Annotated in this window: 14 protein-coding genes; all 14 read right to left on the bottom strand. The window is 59.1% G+C overall.

Translation table 11 applies throughout. The features are described from left to right. Positions 1–8 precede the first annotated feature (8 nt). Entirely contained in the window at positions 9–851 is an 843-nt protein-coding gene (locus tag ICY20_RS26095) for a serine/threonine-protein kinase (protein ID WP_194939008.1), read from the bottom strand. Then, complete coding sequence (locus ICY20_RS26100; RefSeq protein ID WP_159961948.1) at positions 848–1,555, bottom strand: PP2C family protein-serine/threonine phosphatase; 708 nt, start codon at positions 1,553–1,555, stop codon at positions 848–850. Before ICY20_RS26100 ends, ICY20_RS26095 begins: the two co-directional genes overlap by 4 nt. Continuing rightward, positions 1,552–4,926, bottom strand: a complete 3,375-nt coding sequence (gene tssM, locus ICY20_RS26105; RefSeq protein WP_194939009.1) for a type VI secretion system membrane subunit TssM — start codon at positions 4,924–4,926, stop codon at positions 1,552–1,554. Before tssM ends, ICY20_RS26100 begins: the two co-directional genes overlap by 4 nt. A gap of 15 nt (positions 4,927–4,941) precedes the next feature. Beyond that, a complete protein-coding gene (gene icmH, locus ICY20_RS26110) occupies positions 4,942–5,805 on the bottom strand; it encodes a type IVB secretion system protein IcmH/DotU (RefSeq protein WP_159961946.1) in 864 nt (287 codons plus the stop codon). Positions 5,806–5,810: 5 nt separating this feature from the next. After that, on the bottom strand, positions 5,811–7,139 hold the full coding sequence (tssK, locus tag ICY20_RS26115; RefSeq protein WP_159961945.1) for a type VI secretion system baseplate subunit TssK: 1,329 nt from the start codon (positions 7,137–7,139) through the stop codon (positions 5,811–5,813). Between the two features lies 1 nt (position 7,140). Further along, positions 7,141–7,626 carry a type VI secretion system lipoprotein TssJ gene (tssJ, locus tag ICY20_RS26120; protein WP_194939010.1) on the bottom strand — a complete coding sequence of 162 codons (486 nt, stop codon included), beginning with the start codon at positions 7,624–7,626 and terminating at the stop codon, positions 7,141–7,143. A 5-nt stretch (positions 7,627–7,631) separates the two neighbouring features. Continuing rightward, entirely contained in the window at positions 7,632–8,804 is a 1,173-nt protein-coding gene (gene tagH / locus ICY20_RS26125; RefSeq protein ID WP_194939011.1) for a type VI secretion system-associated FHA domain protein TagH, read from the bottom strand. Positions 8,805–8,994: 190 nt separating this feature from the next. Continuing rightward, the gene (locus ICY20_RS26130; protein ID WP_194939012.1) at positions 8,995–10,512 is read right to left on the bottom strand and encodes a sigma-54 interaction domain-containing protein; all 1,518 of its coding nucleotides are present in this window, start codon (positions 10,510–10,512) and stop codon (positions 8,995–8,997) included. After that, positions 10,512–13,076, bottom strand: a complete 2,565-nt coding sequence (gene tssH, locus ICY20_RS26135; protein ID WP_194939013.1) for a type VI secretion system ATPase TssH — start codon at positions 13,074–13,076, stop codon at positions 10,512–10,514. Before tssH ends, ICY20_RS26130 begins: the two co-directional genes overlap by 1 nt. A 12-nt stretch (positions 13,077–13,088) precedes the next feature. After that, positions 13,089–14,096, bottom strand: coding sequence for a type VI secretion system baseplate subunit TssG (gene tssG, locus ICY20_RS26140; RefSeq protein ID WP_159961940.1), 1,008 nt, complete (start codon positions 14,094–14,096; stop codon positions 13,089–13,091). Next, positions 14,060–15,847, bottom strand: a complete 1,788-nt coding sequence (gene tssF, locus ICY20_RS26145) for a type VI secretion system baseplate subunit TssF (protein ID WP_194939014.1) — start codon at positions 15,845–15,847, stop codon at positions 14,060–14,062. Before tssF ends, tssG begins: the two co-directional genes overlap by 37 nt. Next, on the bottom strand, positions 15,837–16,238 hold the full coding sequence (gene tssE / locus ICY20_RS26150) for a type VI secretion system baseplate subunit TssE (RefSeq protein ID WP_194939059.1): 402 nt from the start codon (positions 16,236–16,238) through the stop codon (positions 15,837–15,839). The genes tssF and tssE overlap by 11 nt, the downstream gene beginning before the upstream one ends. A 14-nt stretch (positions 16,239–16,252) precedes the next feature. Further along, on the bottom strand, positions 16,253–17,728 hold the full coding sequence (gene tssC / locus ICY20_RS26155; RefSeq protein ID WP_194939015.1) for a type VI secretion system contractile sheath large subunit: 1,476 nt from the start codon (positions 17,726–17,728) through the stop codon (positions 16,253–16,255). A 27-nt stretch (positions 17,729–17,755) separates the two neighbouring features. Further along, positions 17,756–18,253, bottom strand: coding sequence for a type VI secretion system contractile sheath small subunit (tssB, locus tag ICY20_RS26160; protein WP_194939016.1), 498 nt, complete (start codon positions 18,251–18,253; stop codon positions 17,756–17,758). Positions 18,254–18,269: the final 16 nt, after the last annotated feature.

Below are 18,269 nucleotides of genomic sequence, written 5' to 3' on the forward strand. Positions count from 1 at the left end.
CGTCTCAACTAAAGGAACCAACGACGGCGCCCACGCGCCATGGCTTCACGCAATTCGGTGACAGATACGATTCGGCGCTCAGGGTCGGTGCTCAACGCTGAACGTAATGCTGACCAACAATGCGGGGGCAATTGCCGAGGTCTTGGTAACTGCTGGTTACACTGATGATCACCGAGCCGCCGACCATGAGCGAGTTCGTACAGCACGCAGGCGGCACCATACACATCGGTGCTGACCGACAGGTCGCCGCCGGCCATCAGTTCTGGCGCGGCATACGCCGGCGTCCAGGCATGCAGACGGCTACGACTCAAGCCAGGAAGCCCGGCCGCCGTTTTCAGCTCGGAGTGGCCCAGGCCAAAGTCGAACAGCCGCAGCCCCTGCTCACCCAACATAATATTGGCCGGTTTCACATCGCCATGCAGTACGCCTTGCTGATGGCTGTAGGCAAGAGCATCCAAGAGCTGCAAGGCCATCGGTTGCAGTTCGTGCCAAGGCAAGCCACTTGGACACTCCACCAGCAGGTTGTCCAGCGTCATGCCATGCATCAACTCCATGGTAAAGAAGGCGAGCTGGTGAGCGGTGTCGACTTCAAAAGAAAACACGCGTACCACATGTTCATGGCGCAGGCTGCGGGTCAGGGCGAATTCGCTGTACAGCAACAGGTGTGCATCAGGAGACTCCGAAAATGTCTCACTTAGCAGTTTCAATGCCACGCTGGAGTCGGGCTCTCCCAACACGTCATGCAACAGGTCGCGGGCACGATAAACGATACCCATCCCCCCTGTACCCAAGACTCGCTCAAGTTGATAGCGTCCAGCCAGTAACGTCGGTGGGCCGGCCGGCGCGCTCATGGTTGCACCACCACTGCGGTGAGGTCGTCCCCTGCGGGCCCTCGCAACACGTCGCTGAACAACCGGGCCACCACTTGCCTTGGTGTACCCGCATTCATCGCGCGCCCAAGGTCGCTGTAGCTCAGGTTTTGGTACAAGCCGTCACTGCATAAAAGAAACACGTCCCCAGGATGAATACTGAGCTCCAACACCTCAAGGCTCAGCGGCTGACGGGCACCGATTGCACGGGTCAAGGCGCGGGCACCAGGTTGAGCCCGGGCCTGCTCCAGGCTCAACTGCTGCTTATCCATGAGCTGCTGCAGCAAGGAATGGTCCCGCGACAGTTGGTACAGGCGCTGCCCTCGCCAGAGGTAGCAGCGACTATCTCCCGCCCAGATACAGGCAGCTCGACTGCCTTCGAGCAGTAAGGCAACCACGGTGCTGCCCATGATGTCCGGCATGCCACCCTGCCCCAGTCGGCTATCGAGTATCCGCAGGCATCGTCGCACCCCCTCGATACGCTGATCCAAGGTGCCGTGCCCTGACAACGAAGCCAGGCTACTGATGACCCATTGGCTTGCCACGTCCCCCGACCGGTGGCCACCCATGCCATCGGCCACTGCCCAGCAACCGCGTTCAGGGCAGTCGAGGTACGCGTCCTCATTGCGCTCACGCCTCTTGCCGCGCGTGGTTCGTCCGGCGCTACGCCACACTGGCTGGCTCATAGTTGATCCGGCAGGCGAAAACTGTGCCAGGCCGTCATTTGGAAAGGGCTGGGGCTGCGCTGACTGGTCAGCAGGTAGTTGGCACGCAATCCGGCAAGATCGGCTTTGAGTATCTGCCCTGCCCGGCCACTGGCAGGCTCGCTTTGCATCAGCTCCATCAACCGAAACCATGACCAGGCCCCGTTGTTTTTCTCGATACCCATCGGCCTATCAGTGCCGCGCTCCAACACCAGGCTGCTACGAGCGTTGCCCGCTTCGCTGGGCCAATTGAATGTCATCGGTACAATGGGCCCGTGACGGTATTCGAGCTGTTGCTCGCCAATGCGCAGGGTCGCCCGGCTGACTGCCTGATCCAGGCTGTAGGGCGCCAATGTGAAGCGCACGGCCCATTCGCCTTGATCCTCGTTAAAAAAACCCTGCCGGATCACCTGGGCCTTGCTCAGTTGGTCCAGAAACGAGCGCGACAGCGGCAGGCTACGTCCGTCCAGGCCGCGCAACCGATAACGGCCGCCTTCGGCGCTAACAAACGGCCGCAAGTACCCCTCATAAAAACGCGCGATCACGCCCCGGTCTTTGAAAAACGCCTGAAAATCACCCAAAGCAACGTCACTGCCGGCATGCGCAGTGAACGGATACCGCCGCTGGATCGCCTTGACGTAAAAGCCATGGACCTCACTTTGATAACGTTGATTCACGTAGCCGTACGCCCCCTCAAGTAAAAGGCGCCAACTGTCGTCAGCAACGGCTTCCACCCACCCCCTCAGCGGTAGCGGCAGGCGTGCGGCGGCATCACGCACATTACCCAACAGAGGCTGCTGCCCTTCCATGCGCAGTTTCACCATCTTGAATGCTGCCTGCTCCGGCGCACTCTCCCGGTGCAGCGCCGCCAGTTGCAGGTGTAACTCATCGAGCAGGCGCAATGCCTGTGTCAGCTCAGCCCCAGGATTGAGCTGTTCATCAAACAACTGATGCAGAGGTTCGAAGCGGCGCTGTAACGCACGCCGTGCAGAGTCAGGCGGCGCCAACCCAGGCAATTGACTGAGCAGCGGGCTCAACGCGGGCACGCCCACCTCACTCGCCTGCTGGCTTAGCGCCTCAAGCCGATCACCGGTAGATAGCAATCGCGTATTTTCACGCACCTGACGCAACAACTGCACCAGCTCAGACTGGGCGGAGGTGAGGCTTGCAAGCTGGTCGACGCCTTGGTTCAGGCTGTCACTTTCCACCATTCGAACCTGACCGATCGCCTGGCTCCACGTATCGGCATACTCACTGAAATAGCGCTGCTCCAACTCCAGCATCAATCGGCGCAAGTCCGCTGTGCTCAGGTCGGTGCCGGCGCCACGTACCCAGTTATCCTGGACGATCGCATTGACCAGACGAGCGCCCTGTGTCTCAAAGTACTGCACGTATTTTTTAGTGTAGAAACCAGGGATAAGTGACTCGGCGGTGGAGAATGCCCGCCCTTCGGCCAAACGCAGTGGCTCCAGGCCACGAGCCTGTTCTCGCTGTGCACGATAGACCACATCCGCCAGCGACTCGCCGCGCAATTGCAAACGCGCCTGGGCGACCAATCCGTCGCTCAGCGGCACCACGAAGGGTTGTGCAAGCAGGCGCCCAAGGTGCTCGGCCAACCGTTTCTGTACTGATGTCTGGCCTGGGTAACGTGCTGACCACTGACCTGCTACGTGCTCCGCCAACCAGGCGACGTCCCGTCGTTCTCGCAGGTTGAGCATGAGGTAGGCGCGTAGGGTTTCCAATAACCGTTCGCGGTCGTCGAGGCTTGCGTGAACCTGTTGCTCAAGCAACGTTGCCACGTGGGATAACAGTTGCCGGTGCAAAGCCTGTTCATAGGCAGCCTCCAACAACGGGCGACTCACTTCCCCTTGATACAAACCGGCACGGTCCACCCATCGAGCCTCTGCCACCGACGGGAACACCCGCGTCGCCTCCAGGCGACTATCCAGCAGCGCCAGCATTGCCTGAGTGTCGTCTGACCCCGTGTGGTCTGCCCCCTGAGGTTTGACCAGTTCGGCCAGTAGCGCCAAACGCTGGTGATTGACCCAATAACTGTGCGACCACAGCACGCCCATTGCGCCGAAGACCAACACCGCAGCCAACGCCAACAGCCCCTGTCGGCGCCGGATGCGGTGTAGCTCCGGAGCATGCAGCCCAGCGAGGCCCGCTTCGGCGAAAATCACCCGGTGAAACAATCCGTGGGCAAAATGCGTGCGTCGATCCCCAGCCCCGGCGCACGTCAAGTAGAACCCGCGCAAGCCGTTGATTCGCTGATAGCGATGGGCTGAGAAGGCAGACTCGACAAACAGGCACAGCGAGTCCCCGATGTGGGCAACCTGACGCGGGAACTCAAGCAACTGGCCGCGCTGCTCGATGCTCCGCTCCTGGTGCAGACGCTGAATCAGCTCGGCCCCCAATCTTTGCAGCAATGTCTGGAACGCCGCGCGCACTTGGCGCACTTCGGTCCCAGCCTTGCTGGTGACCAGGCACTCCCCCAGCACAGCGTCTGCGCCGTCACCCTGCTGCCCATCGAAGAATTCGGTAAACCCCGCCAACCGATCAGCCTGGGTCAGCACCAGGTAAACCGGTATATCCACCCGCAATGTCTGTTGGATGTCCTGCAAGCGGTTATGCACGTGACGCGCATGCAGTTCCAGATCATGTTCATTGCGGCTCACCAGCGTATCGACCGACAGAGTCACCACCACGCCGTTGAGCGGGTGTGCCCGGCGCCGCGACTTTAGCAAGCCCAACAGCGTCGACCAGCCTGCGGCATCCACTGCACTGTCAGGTTGATCCACGTAGCGACCGGCGGTCTCGACCACCACGGCCTCGTCGGCGAAATGCCAGTCACAGTAGGCAGTCGCGCCAGCCGCCAGGGCCTCGCTTCGATCCAACGCGAACGGCAATCCGCTGGCAGTCAACAAGCACGTCTTGCCACTGCCCTGCTCGCCTAGCACCAGGTACCAAGGCAACTCCTTGCGCCAACGCTCGCCACGATCACCATAACGACGCGAGCTCTTCAGGGTTTGCAGTGCTTCCTTGAAACGCCCCCGTACCTGCCTGCGTTCATCTTCCACCAACCCCAACTGCTGTTGATGCACCTGGTTCTCCGGTCGGTTGAGCCGATCGACGCGCCGACCGCTGACCACCACCATCGCCAGCCCCCACAGCAAAAATAGTGCGCTGATAGTCAGCAGGCGCGCGGTCGCCCCTTGCCAAAAACGATGTTCATCCACCGCCAGCAACGGCCCGAAAAACCACACCAGCAGCGCGCACGCCAAGGTCAGCAACAGGCTCCAGACCCAAACTTTGCGCAGCAGCGTGCCCGCGCTCATGAAGAATGCGTTCATTAATTTTTCCCTGCATTACAAGGGCGGCAGAAAGTTATCCAGCGCCAAGGATTGAAAAGGTTGCAGCGCGGCCAAGCGCTCGTTGCCCAACACCCAGGCGAACCCCACATACATCGCCAGCAAACCGGCAAATCCGAGCACGCTGAACCACGTGGCCCAGGACACGTGCGACCGTGGTAGACCTCCTGGTACGGCGGTCGGCGGCGTGGTCACCGAGAGGCGATCGCCCCTCACATGCCGGATCTGTCGGTGCAGGGCATCACGTACGGTTTCAAGCTGCGTCGTACCCCGCTCCATGACCCTGTATTTGCCCTCAAAACCCATGGACAAACACAGGTAGATCAACTCCAGCATGGCTACGTGCTTGACAGGGTCATGGGATAAACGCTCCAGCAGTTGAAAGAACTTTTCGCCGCCAAATGTCTCGTTGTGAAAACGGCTCAACAGGCTGCTCTTCGCCCAGTCACTGCGGCCACCCCATGCCGTGGTGGCCACCGCTTCGTCGAGGGTGCTGCACAGCACATAGCGCGCTGACATCACCTGCCCTGGGTCTGCGCCCTGATGCAAAGCGTGGGCTTCAAACGCAGTGATCGCAGCAGCGAGTCGATCATTGAGCGCCTGCAGGGGCTCACGACCTGAGCTGACCTTGAGCTGGTTTAGCTGCAACAACAGTTCCCAGGCGGCGTCCACCAGCGGGTTGGGGCCCACGTTGAAGTTCATCGCGCCCTGCAAGCGCGCGGTGTAGATCATGCGATCTTCCAGTTGCTCGAAACGCGGCGGCGATGGCGTATCCGTTAGCGCCGCCTGGGCCGGACTGCGCCCCTCATGGTCGAGCAACACGGTTTTCTCATCCTGCGAATATTCAGTGTCGGTAGTCATGGCGTTCAGTTCCTGATGGCCCAGAAGTGGAGTTCCAGCGCGGCAAATTCGCCGCTGGCATGGAAGGCAAAACCACCCGACTGTTCCAACTGGTGAATGTCACGGGCACTGAGTTCAAGGATGAAATAGGTCTTGCCGGCGTGGAATGGGATCTGTCGCGGCGCTACCGGTAGAGGCTTGATCTTGATGCCTGCCAATTGCAGATTGACCAACTCGCGGATGCGCTCCACCGACCCAATCTTGAGGTGCGCCGGCAAGCGGTGGCGTAGCTCCTCTGAGTCGCACTGGGCAGTGGCAGCCAGGATGAACGTCGCGCTCCCGAGCAATTTGGGGTCACTCATCGGGCACACCAACACCCCATACTGGCGTGGCTCCAACTTCAGCTCGATGGCGTGCTGCTCCAGCACCTGTGACAACACCTTGCGAAGACCTTCCATCAACCCGCGAAAGCTCGCGCCCTGATCGCCATGCTGGTAGCACACCTCTAACTGCGCACGTTTGCTATCGGCAGCGAACGTCGATAATTCGCCAAGGATCGACAGCAGCTCCCGAAACATTGCTTGCGGGCGAATTTGGGGCTGGCCAAGAGAGTGACGCAGGATCAACTCCGCTCGGTTGATCAATTGCAACATCAGAAAGTCGCCGATCTGCGCCCCTGAGGATGCGTTGCCGCCCTGGATACAGGCAGCAATTGCGTCGCCTCGGCTGGCCAGTAGGCTGATTACCTCCTTGATGCACGAAGACACATAACCTGACTCCTGCAGGTAAATGAACGTTGGTACAAAGTCTGTATCCAGCCGTATGCCACTTTCACTGGTGGAGTCCAGTACTTGGGCGACCTGCAATTTGACGTAGAGCGCGTCACTGGGCTGCTCCCCCAGCAGCAGGCGAAAATCGGGGCGCGCGCAGTTGATTTGGCAGCGTGAATCGGCGCCGGCATTACAATCAACCACTTCGATTTCGCGAGAGACGTAACGCGTCAGCACATCAGATTGCTCGAGTGTGCGAGCTTCAATCTGGTTACCGGCGGCCAGCGGCAACGCCAGGTATACCGCTTGCCTACCGGCGTTGGCGGGCACCTGTAACACCAAGGGTTCCATCGCTCCATTGAGCTCGAACAGGCTGCCATCCGGCAACACGCCGCTGGCCTGGTTGACCACGATCTTGCCCAGATTGAGATATTGCACGTCGACTTCCAGCACCAGGAAGCCCCAAGGATCACTGCCTAACAGGCGGGTGCGATTGAGCTGTTGATGGTAGTAGCGGTCATTATGTTGCAAGTGCTGAGGGCGCAGCAGCATGCCTTCCTGCCAGACAACTTTATCGGCGCACATGTTAATCCTCCCTCGCGATGGCATGCGTGCTGGCAGCTCGAATTCCAGTGTGATCGAGCACTAATACGACACGCGTCAGCTGCCGATGGGGCACTGGCAGCACGTACCGCCATTGCACTTGGGGCAAGTCCCGATAGGCCGCCAGCACGCCGACGTAACGACTGTGAGGTTCAACACTGAGCTTGAGTTCACGCCGCTCGCCGGGGCGTAGCTCCAACTCTTCGCTGGCCAGCCAATCCTTGGGCAACGCCTGCTCGCCACGGCCATAAAGACTGAAAAAATCAGCATTTTCGAAGGCCACTGGGTGCCGCAGTTCAAGCAGCTGCACCACAACGGGTGACGGTCGGCCATGGCGGTCGGGGTTGACCTCGTCACTGGCCGCCAGCGTCAGGTCCAGCTTGGTCAAGGCCGAGAACGGAGAAACGCTGCTGCAACCCGCCAAAAGCCCCAGTGCAACCAGCATTGATGTAACAGCGATTCGATACATGAATATCATCCCAGGTAGGCTGTATGCAGGGTCGAAACCAGGCGCAGCTGCTCGTTATAGGCATCGGAAAAGTCGTGACGAAATAACTGCTCAGTTAACGGTTGCTGGCCGATCAAGCGTTGGTAATGGCGCTGGTACGCTCGCCAATGCGCGCCGTCGAAGGTGAAAATGGACGGCTTGGCCTCACGCTCAAAACACAGCAGCAGATGACTTGGCGCAAACGCCGCCAGGGCGCTTCGCACAGTGGCGCGGCAGGCCACGACCAGAGCCAGTTGGTGGGCCTGCATATCACGGCAAGCGTGAGCAACCTCCAATTCAGCGGGCAAATGCCCCGGCTCGGCGGCCCCCAACAAGGCCGCCAACGCAGCTTGGCTATCGGCGGCCCCCCTCAAGACGTGGTGACTGCGTTGCGCAGAGGTGGTCCCGCCCAGGTTCAAGTCACGGGTCAACTCGTCGCAGGTTCGCAGGCTCTGTTGCAGCCCCTCGATACTTTGCTTGAGCAGGCTGGCGGCTTTGATCGCCAGCGCTTCACGACCCTGGGGATCGAGTGAATCAAGGGGCATTCCCAGTGCTGCACCGAACTGCAACCAGAACCCATCGGGAGCCGTCGATACAGGGGTGGCAGGTTGGGTCGCAGGTGACTCACTGACCCGCTGGGCCCATTGAGGTAAAACCAAATGGTCTCGCTCAACCCCTTCAATGCCTATCGAGTGGGCGGATTCACAGAGTCCCGCCTTCAACGCGTCCAGGTCCGCAGATGACTCACTGCGCCGCTGCTCGCGGTCCATTGCGTGCAACGGGTCGGGCCCTAGAAAGAGGTCATCGGGAATCAGCTCGCCAAGAGCGCACGCTTGCCGTACGCGCCCTGTCAGCCGGGCGCGAATACTCACCGAGCCCAACTGGTAGACGTCACCTTCTCCAATCAGGCGCACCTGCCCCCTGCACAAGCGCTCGGGGCTGCCGAGGATGCCAATACCGTTGCTGCTGATATCAGTCAAAAAGTACTGTCCGTCACGATAACTGACCAAGGCGTGATGACTGGACATCAAGCGTTGAGGGTCGGCGATGATCCAGTCACATGCCGCCCCTCGCCCGATTACACCGCCGGCGCCGTCAAACGTCTTGTCGCCCGCAGGCTCACCGCCAGCGCTATCACACACCTCAAGCACTAATTGCATGGCAAGTTATCCTTGTTCAATGGCCGCGACCACTTGCCCGGGAATCCCCCAGGGGGCGGTAGTCAGAGTCGTCAAAGACGTAATTGGCCTTACAGCCGTTCAGCAAACATAAGGCGAGCACCAGGGCTGGCCACGAACGAAGAAACATCAGGTATCTCCCAGAAAAGTGAGGCATCCACATACGGGTCATTCAGCATTCCTCCCGGATCTCGCCCAAGGGGATCTTCAAGCGGGCAAGACGGTAGAGCAGCGTGCGGCGTGCGACGCCCAGCTCCCGAGCGGTGCGGGTTCGATTGCCACGGTTCTTGTGCAGGCAGTCGATCAGGAATACCCGCTCAACCCGCTCCAACCGCTGGCGTAATGTGGCATCCACCTGCACCGCAGTGGGTGCCACCGACAAAGACAGGTGTGCAGGCACAATCACGCCGTCGTCACAGAGCAGCACTGCACGCTCCACCAGGCATTTGAGTTCGCGGACATTGCCTGGAAACCCATGGCTCGAGAGTTGATCAAGGGCGGCGTTTGACCATTCCACGGGGCGCCGGCCAAGTGCGTTGCACGCCGTTTTTGCAAAGTCCCGGGCCAGCAAGAGCACATCGCCTTCGCGCTCACGCAGGGCAGGCAACTGGATAGGGAACTGCGCGAGCCGGTAATACAAGTCTTCTCGGAAGCTGCCTTGGGCAACCATTGCGCCAAGGTCGCGATGGGTCGCGGCGATGATGCGTACATCTACTTTATGGGCCGCACTCGCCCCCAGCGGACGTACCTCACCTTCCTGCAGAACTCGCAGCAGCTTGGCTTGCAGTGCCAGCGGCATATCGCCAATTTCATCCAGCAGCAAGGTGCCGCCGTGTGCCGTGTCGAACAAACCCGTGTGGTGACGTTCGGCGCCGGTGAAAGCACCTTTGCGATAGCCGAACAACTCACTTTCCAGCAAGCCTTCGGGAAATGCTGCGCAGTTCTGCACCACAAACGCTTTGTCGCTGCGCGGCCCTGCAGCATGGATAGCGCGAGCCACGACTTCCTTGCCAGTCCCGGTTTCGCCCCGCAATAGCACGGTGTAAGGCGCGTCTAATACCTTTGCGATCAGGCGGCAGGTCTCATCCATCGCCTTGCTGTTGCCGATCAAACCAAACGCCGTACGAGACTTGACCGGGGCGATGACGTGTAAGGGGCGTTTATTTCGTAAAAGCTCAAGTTGATTCAAGGCAAAGCGGCCCAGGTGAGCCAATGAGGGCGCATAGCCTTGCAACCGTTTCGAATGCTGGCTGGCGCACAGCAGCACGCCGGCAATGTGCGCTTGCCGACTGAACAACGGTATGCATGACAATGATCGCCAGGGCGTTGCCGTCGCGGGTAGGAACCCGCTTTCGTAGAGGCTGCCGGACACATCCTCCAGTTCCAGTGCCCGTTGTTGGCTCAGCACGTAGTGCAACAACTGCTCATGCCGAAAATCGGTACGTAACACCGCCTCACAAGGCGATGCTCCCCCAGGCAAATGCTGGGCAAGCAACTCAAGCCGGCGGGTCGCCTCGTCGTATCGATACAACTGACTGAGTTCACACTGGCTTAGTTCTGCCGCCGCTGTTACACACAAATCTGGCAACGTCGCTTCGTCGCCGTCAACTCCAAGGCGGCTGAACCAGCCCAGTAAAGCATCGGCGTAAACCAAAGGGTTGGGCACGTTAGTAAACGGATGATCCATCATCAGTTGCACTCACAGACCGGCAGCCCATCGAGGCCAAGGCTGACATGCACCTGCGCTAGCGTTTCGCCAGCCGCCATACCCTCCAGCACGCGGTCGACTACTTGCGGCAGCAAACCCGTCTCGATCCATTGATCGATAGACCGCGCACCGCTGTCGCCCGGAGCACAACGTGTGGCCATCTGCGCGACCAATTCAGGGGCGTAGCTAAACCCCAGTCTGCGCTGTTGCAACCGTTGTCCAAGGCGTTCTAGCTTGAGCCTGATCAGGTCATGCAACACCTCACCCGTGACCGGGTAATACGGCAGCACTCGCATCCGCGCCAACAGCGCCGGCTTGAAGTGAGCACGCAACAGCGGGCGAATCGCTTCCTGCAGCACCGATGTATCCGGGCGTTTACCACCTGCGCATAGCTCGTCGATGCATTCAGCGCCCAGGTTGGACGTCATCAAGATCAACGTATTGCGAAAATCGATCTCTCGACCTTCGCCATCATTGGCCAATCCCTTGTCAAAGATCTGGTAGAACAGGCTCAGCACCTCCGGGTCGGCTTTCTCGACCTCGTCGAGCAATACCACCGAATACGGTCGTTGGCGCACGGCTTCTGTGAGTACGCCGCCTTCGCCATAGCCGACATACCCCGGCGGTGCACCAATCAACCGCGACAGCGAGTGTTTTTCCTGGAACTCCGACATATTGAGGATGGTAACGAAGCGCTCGCCGCCATACAGGATGTCGCCCAGGGCCAACGCTGTTTCGGTCTTGCCTACTCCACTCGGCCCCACCAGAAGAAAAACACCCACCGGCGCATCCACCTTGTTGAGTCCGGCAGCGACCGCCCGTTGGTTGCGGTCCAAGGCCTGGATGGCAGGCTCTTGACCGAGTATCCGCGAGCGCAATGCATCGCCAAAACCCAGGGCAGTTTCGTTGTGCTCTACGGCCAGTTGCTCAACGGGGATACCGGTCCATGCGCTGATCACCTGTGCCACCAAGCGTGGGCATACGTCGAGGTTGACCAACGCCTGCTTGTGCTGGTGCATGAGTAGTGCTTCGCGCTGTGTGGCCAAGGCGTGTTCAAGTTCACCAACGCCCTGCCCTGCATGTCGCGCTTCGCGCAATTGCTCGCGCAACGCAAGCACCTGTTCGATCAATACCCGCTGTTCAAGCCAGGATTGCTCAAGGTGTTTCTGCTCACACTCGAGCACCTCCAATCTAAGGTTCAGCGCCTGCAAGGCCTGTGTATCCACGAGCAGCCCCGCCTGCTTGTCACGGTCCAATGCCTGACGCTGCCGCACACCCTCAGCATGTGCCGCATAGAGGTTTTGCAATGCCTCTGGCGCCGTCACACGACTGATTCGTGCACGTGCACACGCGGTGTCCAGCACATCTACTGACTTGTCGGGTAACTGCCGCCCAGCGAGATAACGCGCACTCATCTGCGCAGCCGCGACCAGGGCGTCGTCACGTACGTACACGCCGTGACTGGCTTCATATGCCGGCACCAGGCCACGCAGTATGGCAACCGCTTGTTCTACACTCGGCTCGCCAACACGCACAGGCTGGAAGCGTCGGGCCAGGGCCGGGTCTTTTTCGAAGTACTTCTTGTATTCCGACCAGGTGGTGGCGGCAATGGCACGCAGCTCGCCACGCGCCAGGGCCGGCTTAAGCAGGTTGGCGGCGTCGGACGTACCCGCCAGGGCTCCCGCCCCCACCAACGTATGTGCCTCGTCAATAAACAGGATGACTGGTTTGGGTGAGGTTCGGGCTTCATCCATCACACCCTTAAGGCGTCGTTCGAATTCCCCTTTGATGCTGGCACCGGCCTGAAGCAAGCCCATATCCAGAGCCAGCACCCGCACGTCCTTGAGGGGTTCTGGCACCTGTGAGTTGGCAACCCGCAGGGCAAGGCCTTCGACGATAGCGGTTTTACCCACTCCCGCCTCACCGACAAGAATCGGATTGCTCTTGCGCCGGCGTACCAAGATGTCGATCAACTGGCGGATTTCGTCATCACGGCACAGCACCGGGTCGACGCGACCTTCAGCGGCCTGACGCGTCAGGTCATGGGTAAAGCGCTCCAACCACGACTCATCTACTGGAGTGCTTGGGTTTTCAGGCCCCTGACTCAACACATATTCAAGCACTCGCTGCGTATCCAACTGGCTCAACAACCGTTGGTACCCGCTGCCTGCGTTCTGCAACGGGTGACGCAACAGGGCAAGCAATAACGCTCCGTGCCCGACTTGCGCTTGCCGCAGTTCCAGGTGCGCAACCATCACCGCTTGTTGCAGCCATTGCACAAGCGCCGGGGCAAACACCGGGCTGCGCGACACGCCTGGCTCCCCTTTTAACTGTAGTGTTGCTTGCAGTTCACCGGCCTCAATCTCGGCACCAGCCAACGCCTGTACCAGCAGGCCGTCGTCATGCTCCAGCAGCGTCAGCAACAGGTCTTCCACCATGACTTCACTGCCGCCACGGCCCATGCAACGTTCTGCCGACCGTTCGAGGTCTCGGCGAGCCCCGGCGGTCAATGCCTGGATAAGTTGTTGCAAGTCCACATTCATCATAATTATTTGTCCCTATTGAACGTTGCTGGCGACGATGGCTACACCATCGGCGCACTCATGCGCCAACCAACTGGTCCAGCCCAGACGACAGAGGTTGTGCTGACCAAGGTGCAACGGCCGTATCTCGCCTGCTGCCAGCACCAGGCGCAGGTCATATTCCAACGGGTCGCGCGCCGTCAGTCGTACCAGTGAACACAACGCTTGAAAGTCCGGTCCCGTCGGCAAGAAAGCGTGAAAACGGTGCCAGTCCAAACCTTGCACATGCACCCTAAACTTGCCGCTGCGGTCGGCGACCCTGCTGCCGAGCACTTGGTCGTAGCCGAGTCTGCTGTTGGCACTTCCCAGTCGATTGCGCTGCTGGTCTGCAATCACAACCTTGCGTTCAACCCATTGTTCGATGAACAAGCGGGCGTGCTTGAAGTAGTAACGCAGCACCGTCTCGATCAAGGCGGCCGAGTGCGCCCGCAAGCTCAGTAACCCCAGATAGGGCAGTAACCGCTTGCAGTCCAATTGCGCGGCGCCGCGTATGTCTCGCCCGCCCAAGCCGATCAATGCAAACATCTGCTCTGAAAACGGGTCGCTCGCACCGGCCTGAAAACACACCCGATAGCGGTACTTGCGCCAGATTGGCAACATCAACCGATGCAAGCGGTGGTGAAACAGGTCTAGAAAGTCACAGGTGGGATTGCCATTCACGCCGTCGGCCAACGCTTGCTCACCATAAAACGCCGGCAAAGGCGAACCCGCACCACAAAGGCCCAGCACGTTGAGGCGAAGACGTGCACGCAATCGATCATGCTCAATAAAAAACTCCAACCGATCGATATCGTGCCCAGGGAACCCTAAACCCGGGTTTGCCCGGAACTCCAGCAAGTCATACAGCGCGTCGTCGTCCAGGGACGGATGGGCTTCGCTCAGGCACCTCATGACCTGCAAAACCGCCTGAAAAAGCGAGTACTCACGGATAACGCAGGACAATTTGTTTAAAGCAGGGGCTGTTGGCCCATCCGGGGTGGCCATAGATACACGTCTCCTTGTGTGCTGATGACTCGCAGTTCGTGATAAGCATTGAGGCTGGCGTACAGCGCGAAAAATTCGTTGAGCACCGACGCAAATACAAACACTTCGCCCTGTCCGAGGAAGCCCTGGCAATCCACCGTCAGATCGACCCGCACGCCTCGAAACGGCAACCCGCGGTGCAGTCGATCGACACCCGTATGGTTGATGGACCGCAAGGCATCCAAACGGCACTGGCTGATTTTCTGCGCTTGCCGGTCGTGATAACGAGGCAAGTCATAGGTTTCAAGGATCACCTTCAAGGCATTGATGTCACTGAGCGACAGGTAGTTGAGGGACATGTTGCTGATGAGTCGCCAGAGATAATCCTGGTCAAGGGGCGGCGCAAAACTGGCGGTCGGCACGCTGATATTGCGAAACGACAGGCCCTCAGGCGTCTGCTCGCAAGGCTGGTTGATCGCCCCCACTTGAAGGAGCCTGGGTAGGTTGTGATTGGTGCAGGTCAGCTCGATCGATAACGTTTCCGGTTCACGCCCTGGGAGCGTACCGAAGCCCAGCCAGGTTTCGAGTTCATCCTGCTGCGCCGATAAACGCTGACGAATGCTGTAGCTCGCCCCCCCGGCCTGCTCGCCAATACTGCCGTCATGTTCAAAGGACTCAAACGGCACATACGTCTGATGCCCCAACCCTCCTGGGCGCCAGCCGGTGACGGCGTCTACGGAAAACACACAGGCATGTCCACGGGCGTATTCCCCAGGCATCACCAAATACTCATCCTGCTTGCCATCCAGGCGAACCGGCACTGCATCCAGCTTGAACAGATTGACGATCGGCGTGCAGTAAAGCTTCACATTGTCCAACGTAGGTCGTTGGGCTTCTTGCGATTGGGTATTCAACTCGAACCGTAGCGTCAGGCTGCACACGTGTTCGAGCACTGCGGTGGGAAGCCGGTGCAGAGCATCCAGGCCGTGCACATCGACAAACAGGAATTTTTGGGGAAAAGCGAAGTACTCCTGCAGGTATCGGTAGCCTCGAAAAGTATTCGACGGGTACGGAATCAGCGCCTGCTCTTCGCAGAACCCCACCGGTTGCACCTGATCTGCACCCAGTCGCAGCGACACGGGCTGGCCGTCGACGCCGCTGACCGGCAGGCCATCGCGGCCCAGTGGCAACAATTCAATGCCCTGAAGATGGCGCAACAGGTTCAGATACAACCCCTGGCTGATGTAGCGGTCACCCGCAAAATGCAACCGCAGTTGATCGAACGTCCACTCACTGAAATTGCCCTCAGCGCTCATGTCCAGACGCAGGCACAACAACGTACGCTCGCCCTGGACGCTGTACTCCAACGCACTCAGTTGCAACGGCAGGACCTGGGTGGCATAACAGGTTCGAAAACGGTAGCGCTCGTCATTGACCGCCGCACTGTCGACCGGGGTGTCCCGGGCCACGCTCACACCAGGGCCGACATGCTTTAACGGCTCAAACTGCAACATGCTGAACGCCGGCATCGGCCTCATGTAATTGGGCCACAACAGGTGCATCAAGGAATGAGTCAACTCAGGCAACTCGTCATCCAGCTTTTGACGCAGGCGACCGGTGAGAAAGGCAAAGCCTTCGAGCAGCCGCTCCACATCAGGGTCCTGGCCTGGCGCCCCAAGAAAAGGTGCAAGTGCAGGATTGCGCTCGGCAAAACGTCGCCCAAGTTGCCTCAATGCACTGAGTTCACTTTGGTAGTACCGGTTAAACGACATCAGGCTGCACCTCGACGCGCCCGACACTGCATAGCCTCGCGGTAAATACCACGGCCTGCATGACACCCTCGACCCTCATCCTGGCCTCAATCGCAAAAGCCATGACCAAAGGGTCATGTTCACGAGGCAGTACCCTCACGCGTACATGCTTCAACCGTGGTTCGTACGCTCGAACAAACCGTTCGATCAACACCCGAGATTGGCTCAATGACTCGTGCAGGCTCTGATTCATGTCATTGAGATCAGGCAAGCCATAATCCGGCAACGTCTGGACGCTGCCAGCGCGGATGCTGAGCATTTTGCCTAGATGAGCAGCAACGGATGTCATGCCACAGGCAGGAGCGGCTGATGGGCGCTCCAGGCGTTCAAACAGACTTGAGTGATGGGTTATCCCCTGACCTTTGCTCATTCTTTATCGAGCTTGCCAACCAGGGACAGGGTGAAGTCTGCCCCCATGTACTTGAAGTGCGGGCGTACACTCAGGTTGACGCGGTACCAGCCTGGTTCGCCCTCGACGTCACTGACAACAATACGGGCCGCCCGAAGCGGACGTCGGCCGCGAACTTCGGCGCTGGGGTTCTCCTGGTCAGCGACATACTGACGAATCCACTTATTGAGCTCCAGTTCCAGGTCTGTGCGTTCCTTCCATGAGCCCAGTTGTTCACGCTGCAATACCTTGAGGTAATGGGCCAGCCGATTGACCACCATCATGTAAGGCAGCTGTGTCCCCAGACGGTAGTTCAACTCGGCTTCCTTGCCTTCGGTACTGATGCCGAAGTTCTTCGCTTTCTGTACTGAGCTGGCGGAGAAAAAAGCGGCATTGTCACTGCCCTTGCGCATCGTCAAGGCGATAAAGCCCTCTTGCGCCAACTCATACTCACGACGATCGGATACCAGTACTTCGGTAGGAATCTTGGTTTCGATTTCGCCCATGCTATCGAAGTGATGCAAGGGCAAATCTTCTACGGTGCCGCCGCTTTGGGGGCCAATGATGTTCGGGCACCAGCGAAATCGCGCGAAGCTGTCTGTCAAGCGCGTAGCGAAGGCATAGGCGGTGTTGCCCCACAAGTAGTGCTCATGGCTGTTAACCACGTTTTCCTGATAGGCAAAGGTCTTGACCGGGCACTCAACAGGATCGTAGGGAGTGCGCAACAGGAAGCGTGGTACGGTCAGCGCGATATAGCGAGCGTCTTCGCTCTGGCGAAAGCTTTGCCATTTAGCAAACTGCGGGCCCTCGAAATGGTCCTTGAGATCTTTAAGATCCGGCAGGCCGGTAAAGCTTTCCAGGCCGAAGAAACCCGGCCCGGCAGCCGCAATGAAGGGAGCATGAGCCATGCAGGCCACGCTGGACGCGTACTGCATCAGCTTCACATCGGGTGCGCTGGGGCTCAGGAAATAGTTCGCGATGATTGCGCCCACAGGCTGCCCGCCAAACTGACCGTACTCGGCACTGTAGATGTGTTTATACAGCCCGGATTGGGTCACCTCCGGAGAGTCTTCGAAGTCATCCAGCAGGTCCTGTCGGGAGACACTCAACAGTTCTATCTTGATGTTTTCGCGAAAATTGGTGCGGTCGACCAGTAGCTGCAACCCCTTCCACGCTGCTTCGAGTGCCTGGAAATCCGGGTGGTGCAATATCTCATCCATCTGCTGGCTGAGCTTGGCGTCTATCTCGGCAATCATCCGGTCTACCAACCGCTTCTTGACGGGCTCCCCGTGATTTTGCGGTTTGATCAACTCTTCGATAAACGCTGACACACCGCGCTTGGCAATGCTGTAAGCCTCGTCGTCGGCGTTGAGTAACGTGTGGGCGACAATAGTGTCGAGAATGCTGCTTTCGCCGGCGGGTTGCGCCGTCGCCAGGGCTTGCTGGGTGCTCATCGCATCAGTGTCCTTTTTCTGAAAATGTCAGGCGACGTGCTCGCCCAGTCCTAGTTCCGCCAATACGCGGGCGCGCGCCCCTTCATCGGTCAGGGCGTGTTCGATAGCCTTGCGAAAGCTGGGTGTGTTGCCCAGCGGGCCTTTGAGCGCCATCAGCGCCTCACGCAACGCCATCAGCTTGTGCAGTTCCGGGATTTGCTCGACCAGGCTTGCCGGATTGAAATCCTTCATCGAATTGATGCGCACCTGAATCGTCAGCTCTTCCACGTCCGCGCACTCCTGCAGACGATTTGGGGTGCTCAGCGTCAGGCTCAATGCCTGCTTGGCCAGCACCTCATCAAAGGTGTGCTGGTTGATGGAAATCGGCTTGCGATCTTCCAGCTTGCGCACGTCGTCACGCAGGGTAAAGTCGCCTAATACCAGCAGTTTCAATGGCAGTTCGATTTCCTCCTGAGCGCCGCCTATAGCCGGTTTAAAGGTGATATTGATGCGTTCCTTGGGTGCTACCGACCCTTCTTTGGCCATGGTATTTCTCCTTTTT

It is taken from the genome of Pseudomonas pisciculturae, assembly GCF_015461805.1.
Lineage (GTDB): Bacteria > Pseudomonadota > Gammaproteobacteria > Pseudomonadales > Pseudomonadaceae > Aquipseudomonas > Aquipseudomonas pisciculturae.

Bases quoted from the DNA above. Each gene is read 5' to 3' on its own strand.
- ICY20_RS26100 (WP_159961948.1), bottom strand. From the start codon at position 1,555: ATGAGCCAGCCAGTGTGGCGTAGCGCCGGACGAACCACGCGCGGCAAG.
- tssG (WP_159961940.1), bottom strand. From the start codon at position 14,096: ATGGCCACCCCGGATGGGCCAACAGCCCCTGCTTTAAACAAATTGTCC.
- ICY20_RS26095 (WP_194939008.1), bottom strand. From the start codon at position 851: ATGAGCGCGCCGGCCGGCCCACCGACGTTACTGGCTGGACGCTATCAA.
- tssM (WP_194939009.1), bottom strand. From the start codon at position 4,926: ATGAACGCATTCTTCATGAGCGCGGGCACGCTGCTGCGCAAAGTTTGG.
- tssF (WP_194939014.1), bottom strand. From the start codon at position 15,847: ATGTCGTTTAACCGGTACTACCAAAGTGAACTCAGTGCATTGAGGCAA.
- tssH (WP_194939013.1), bottom strand. From the start codon at position 13,076: ATGATGAATGTGGACTTGCAACAACTTATCCAGGCATTGACCGCCGGG.
- ICY20_RS26130 (WP_194939012.1), bottom strand. From the start codon at position 10,512: ATGATGGATCATCCGTTTACTAACGTGCCCAACCCTTTGGTTTACGCC.
- tssB (WP_194939016.1), bottom strand. From the start codon at position 18,253: ATGGCCAAAGAAGGGTCGGTAGCACCCAAGGAACGCATCAATATCACC.
- tssJ (WP_194939010.1), bottom strand. From the start codon at position 7,626: ATGTATCGAATCGCTGTTACATCAATGCTGGTTGCACTGGGGCTTTTG.
- tagH (WP_194939011.1), bottom strand. From the start codon at position 8,804: ATGCAATTAGTGCTTGAGGTGTGTGATAGCGCTGGCGGTGAGCCTGCG.
- tssK (WP_159961945.1), bottom strand. From the start codon at position 7,139: ATGTGCGCCGATAAAGTTGTCTGGCAGGAAGGCATGCTGCTGCGCCCT.
- icmH (WP_159961946.1), bottom strand. From the start codon at position 5,805: ATGACTACCGACACTGAATATTCGCAGGATGAGAAAACCGTGTTGCTC.
- tssC (WP_194939015.1), bottom strand. From the start codon at position 17,728: ATGAGCACCCAGCAAGCCCTGGCGACGGCGCAACCCGCCGGCGAAAGC.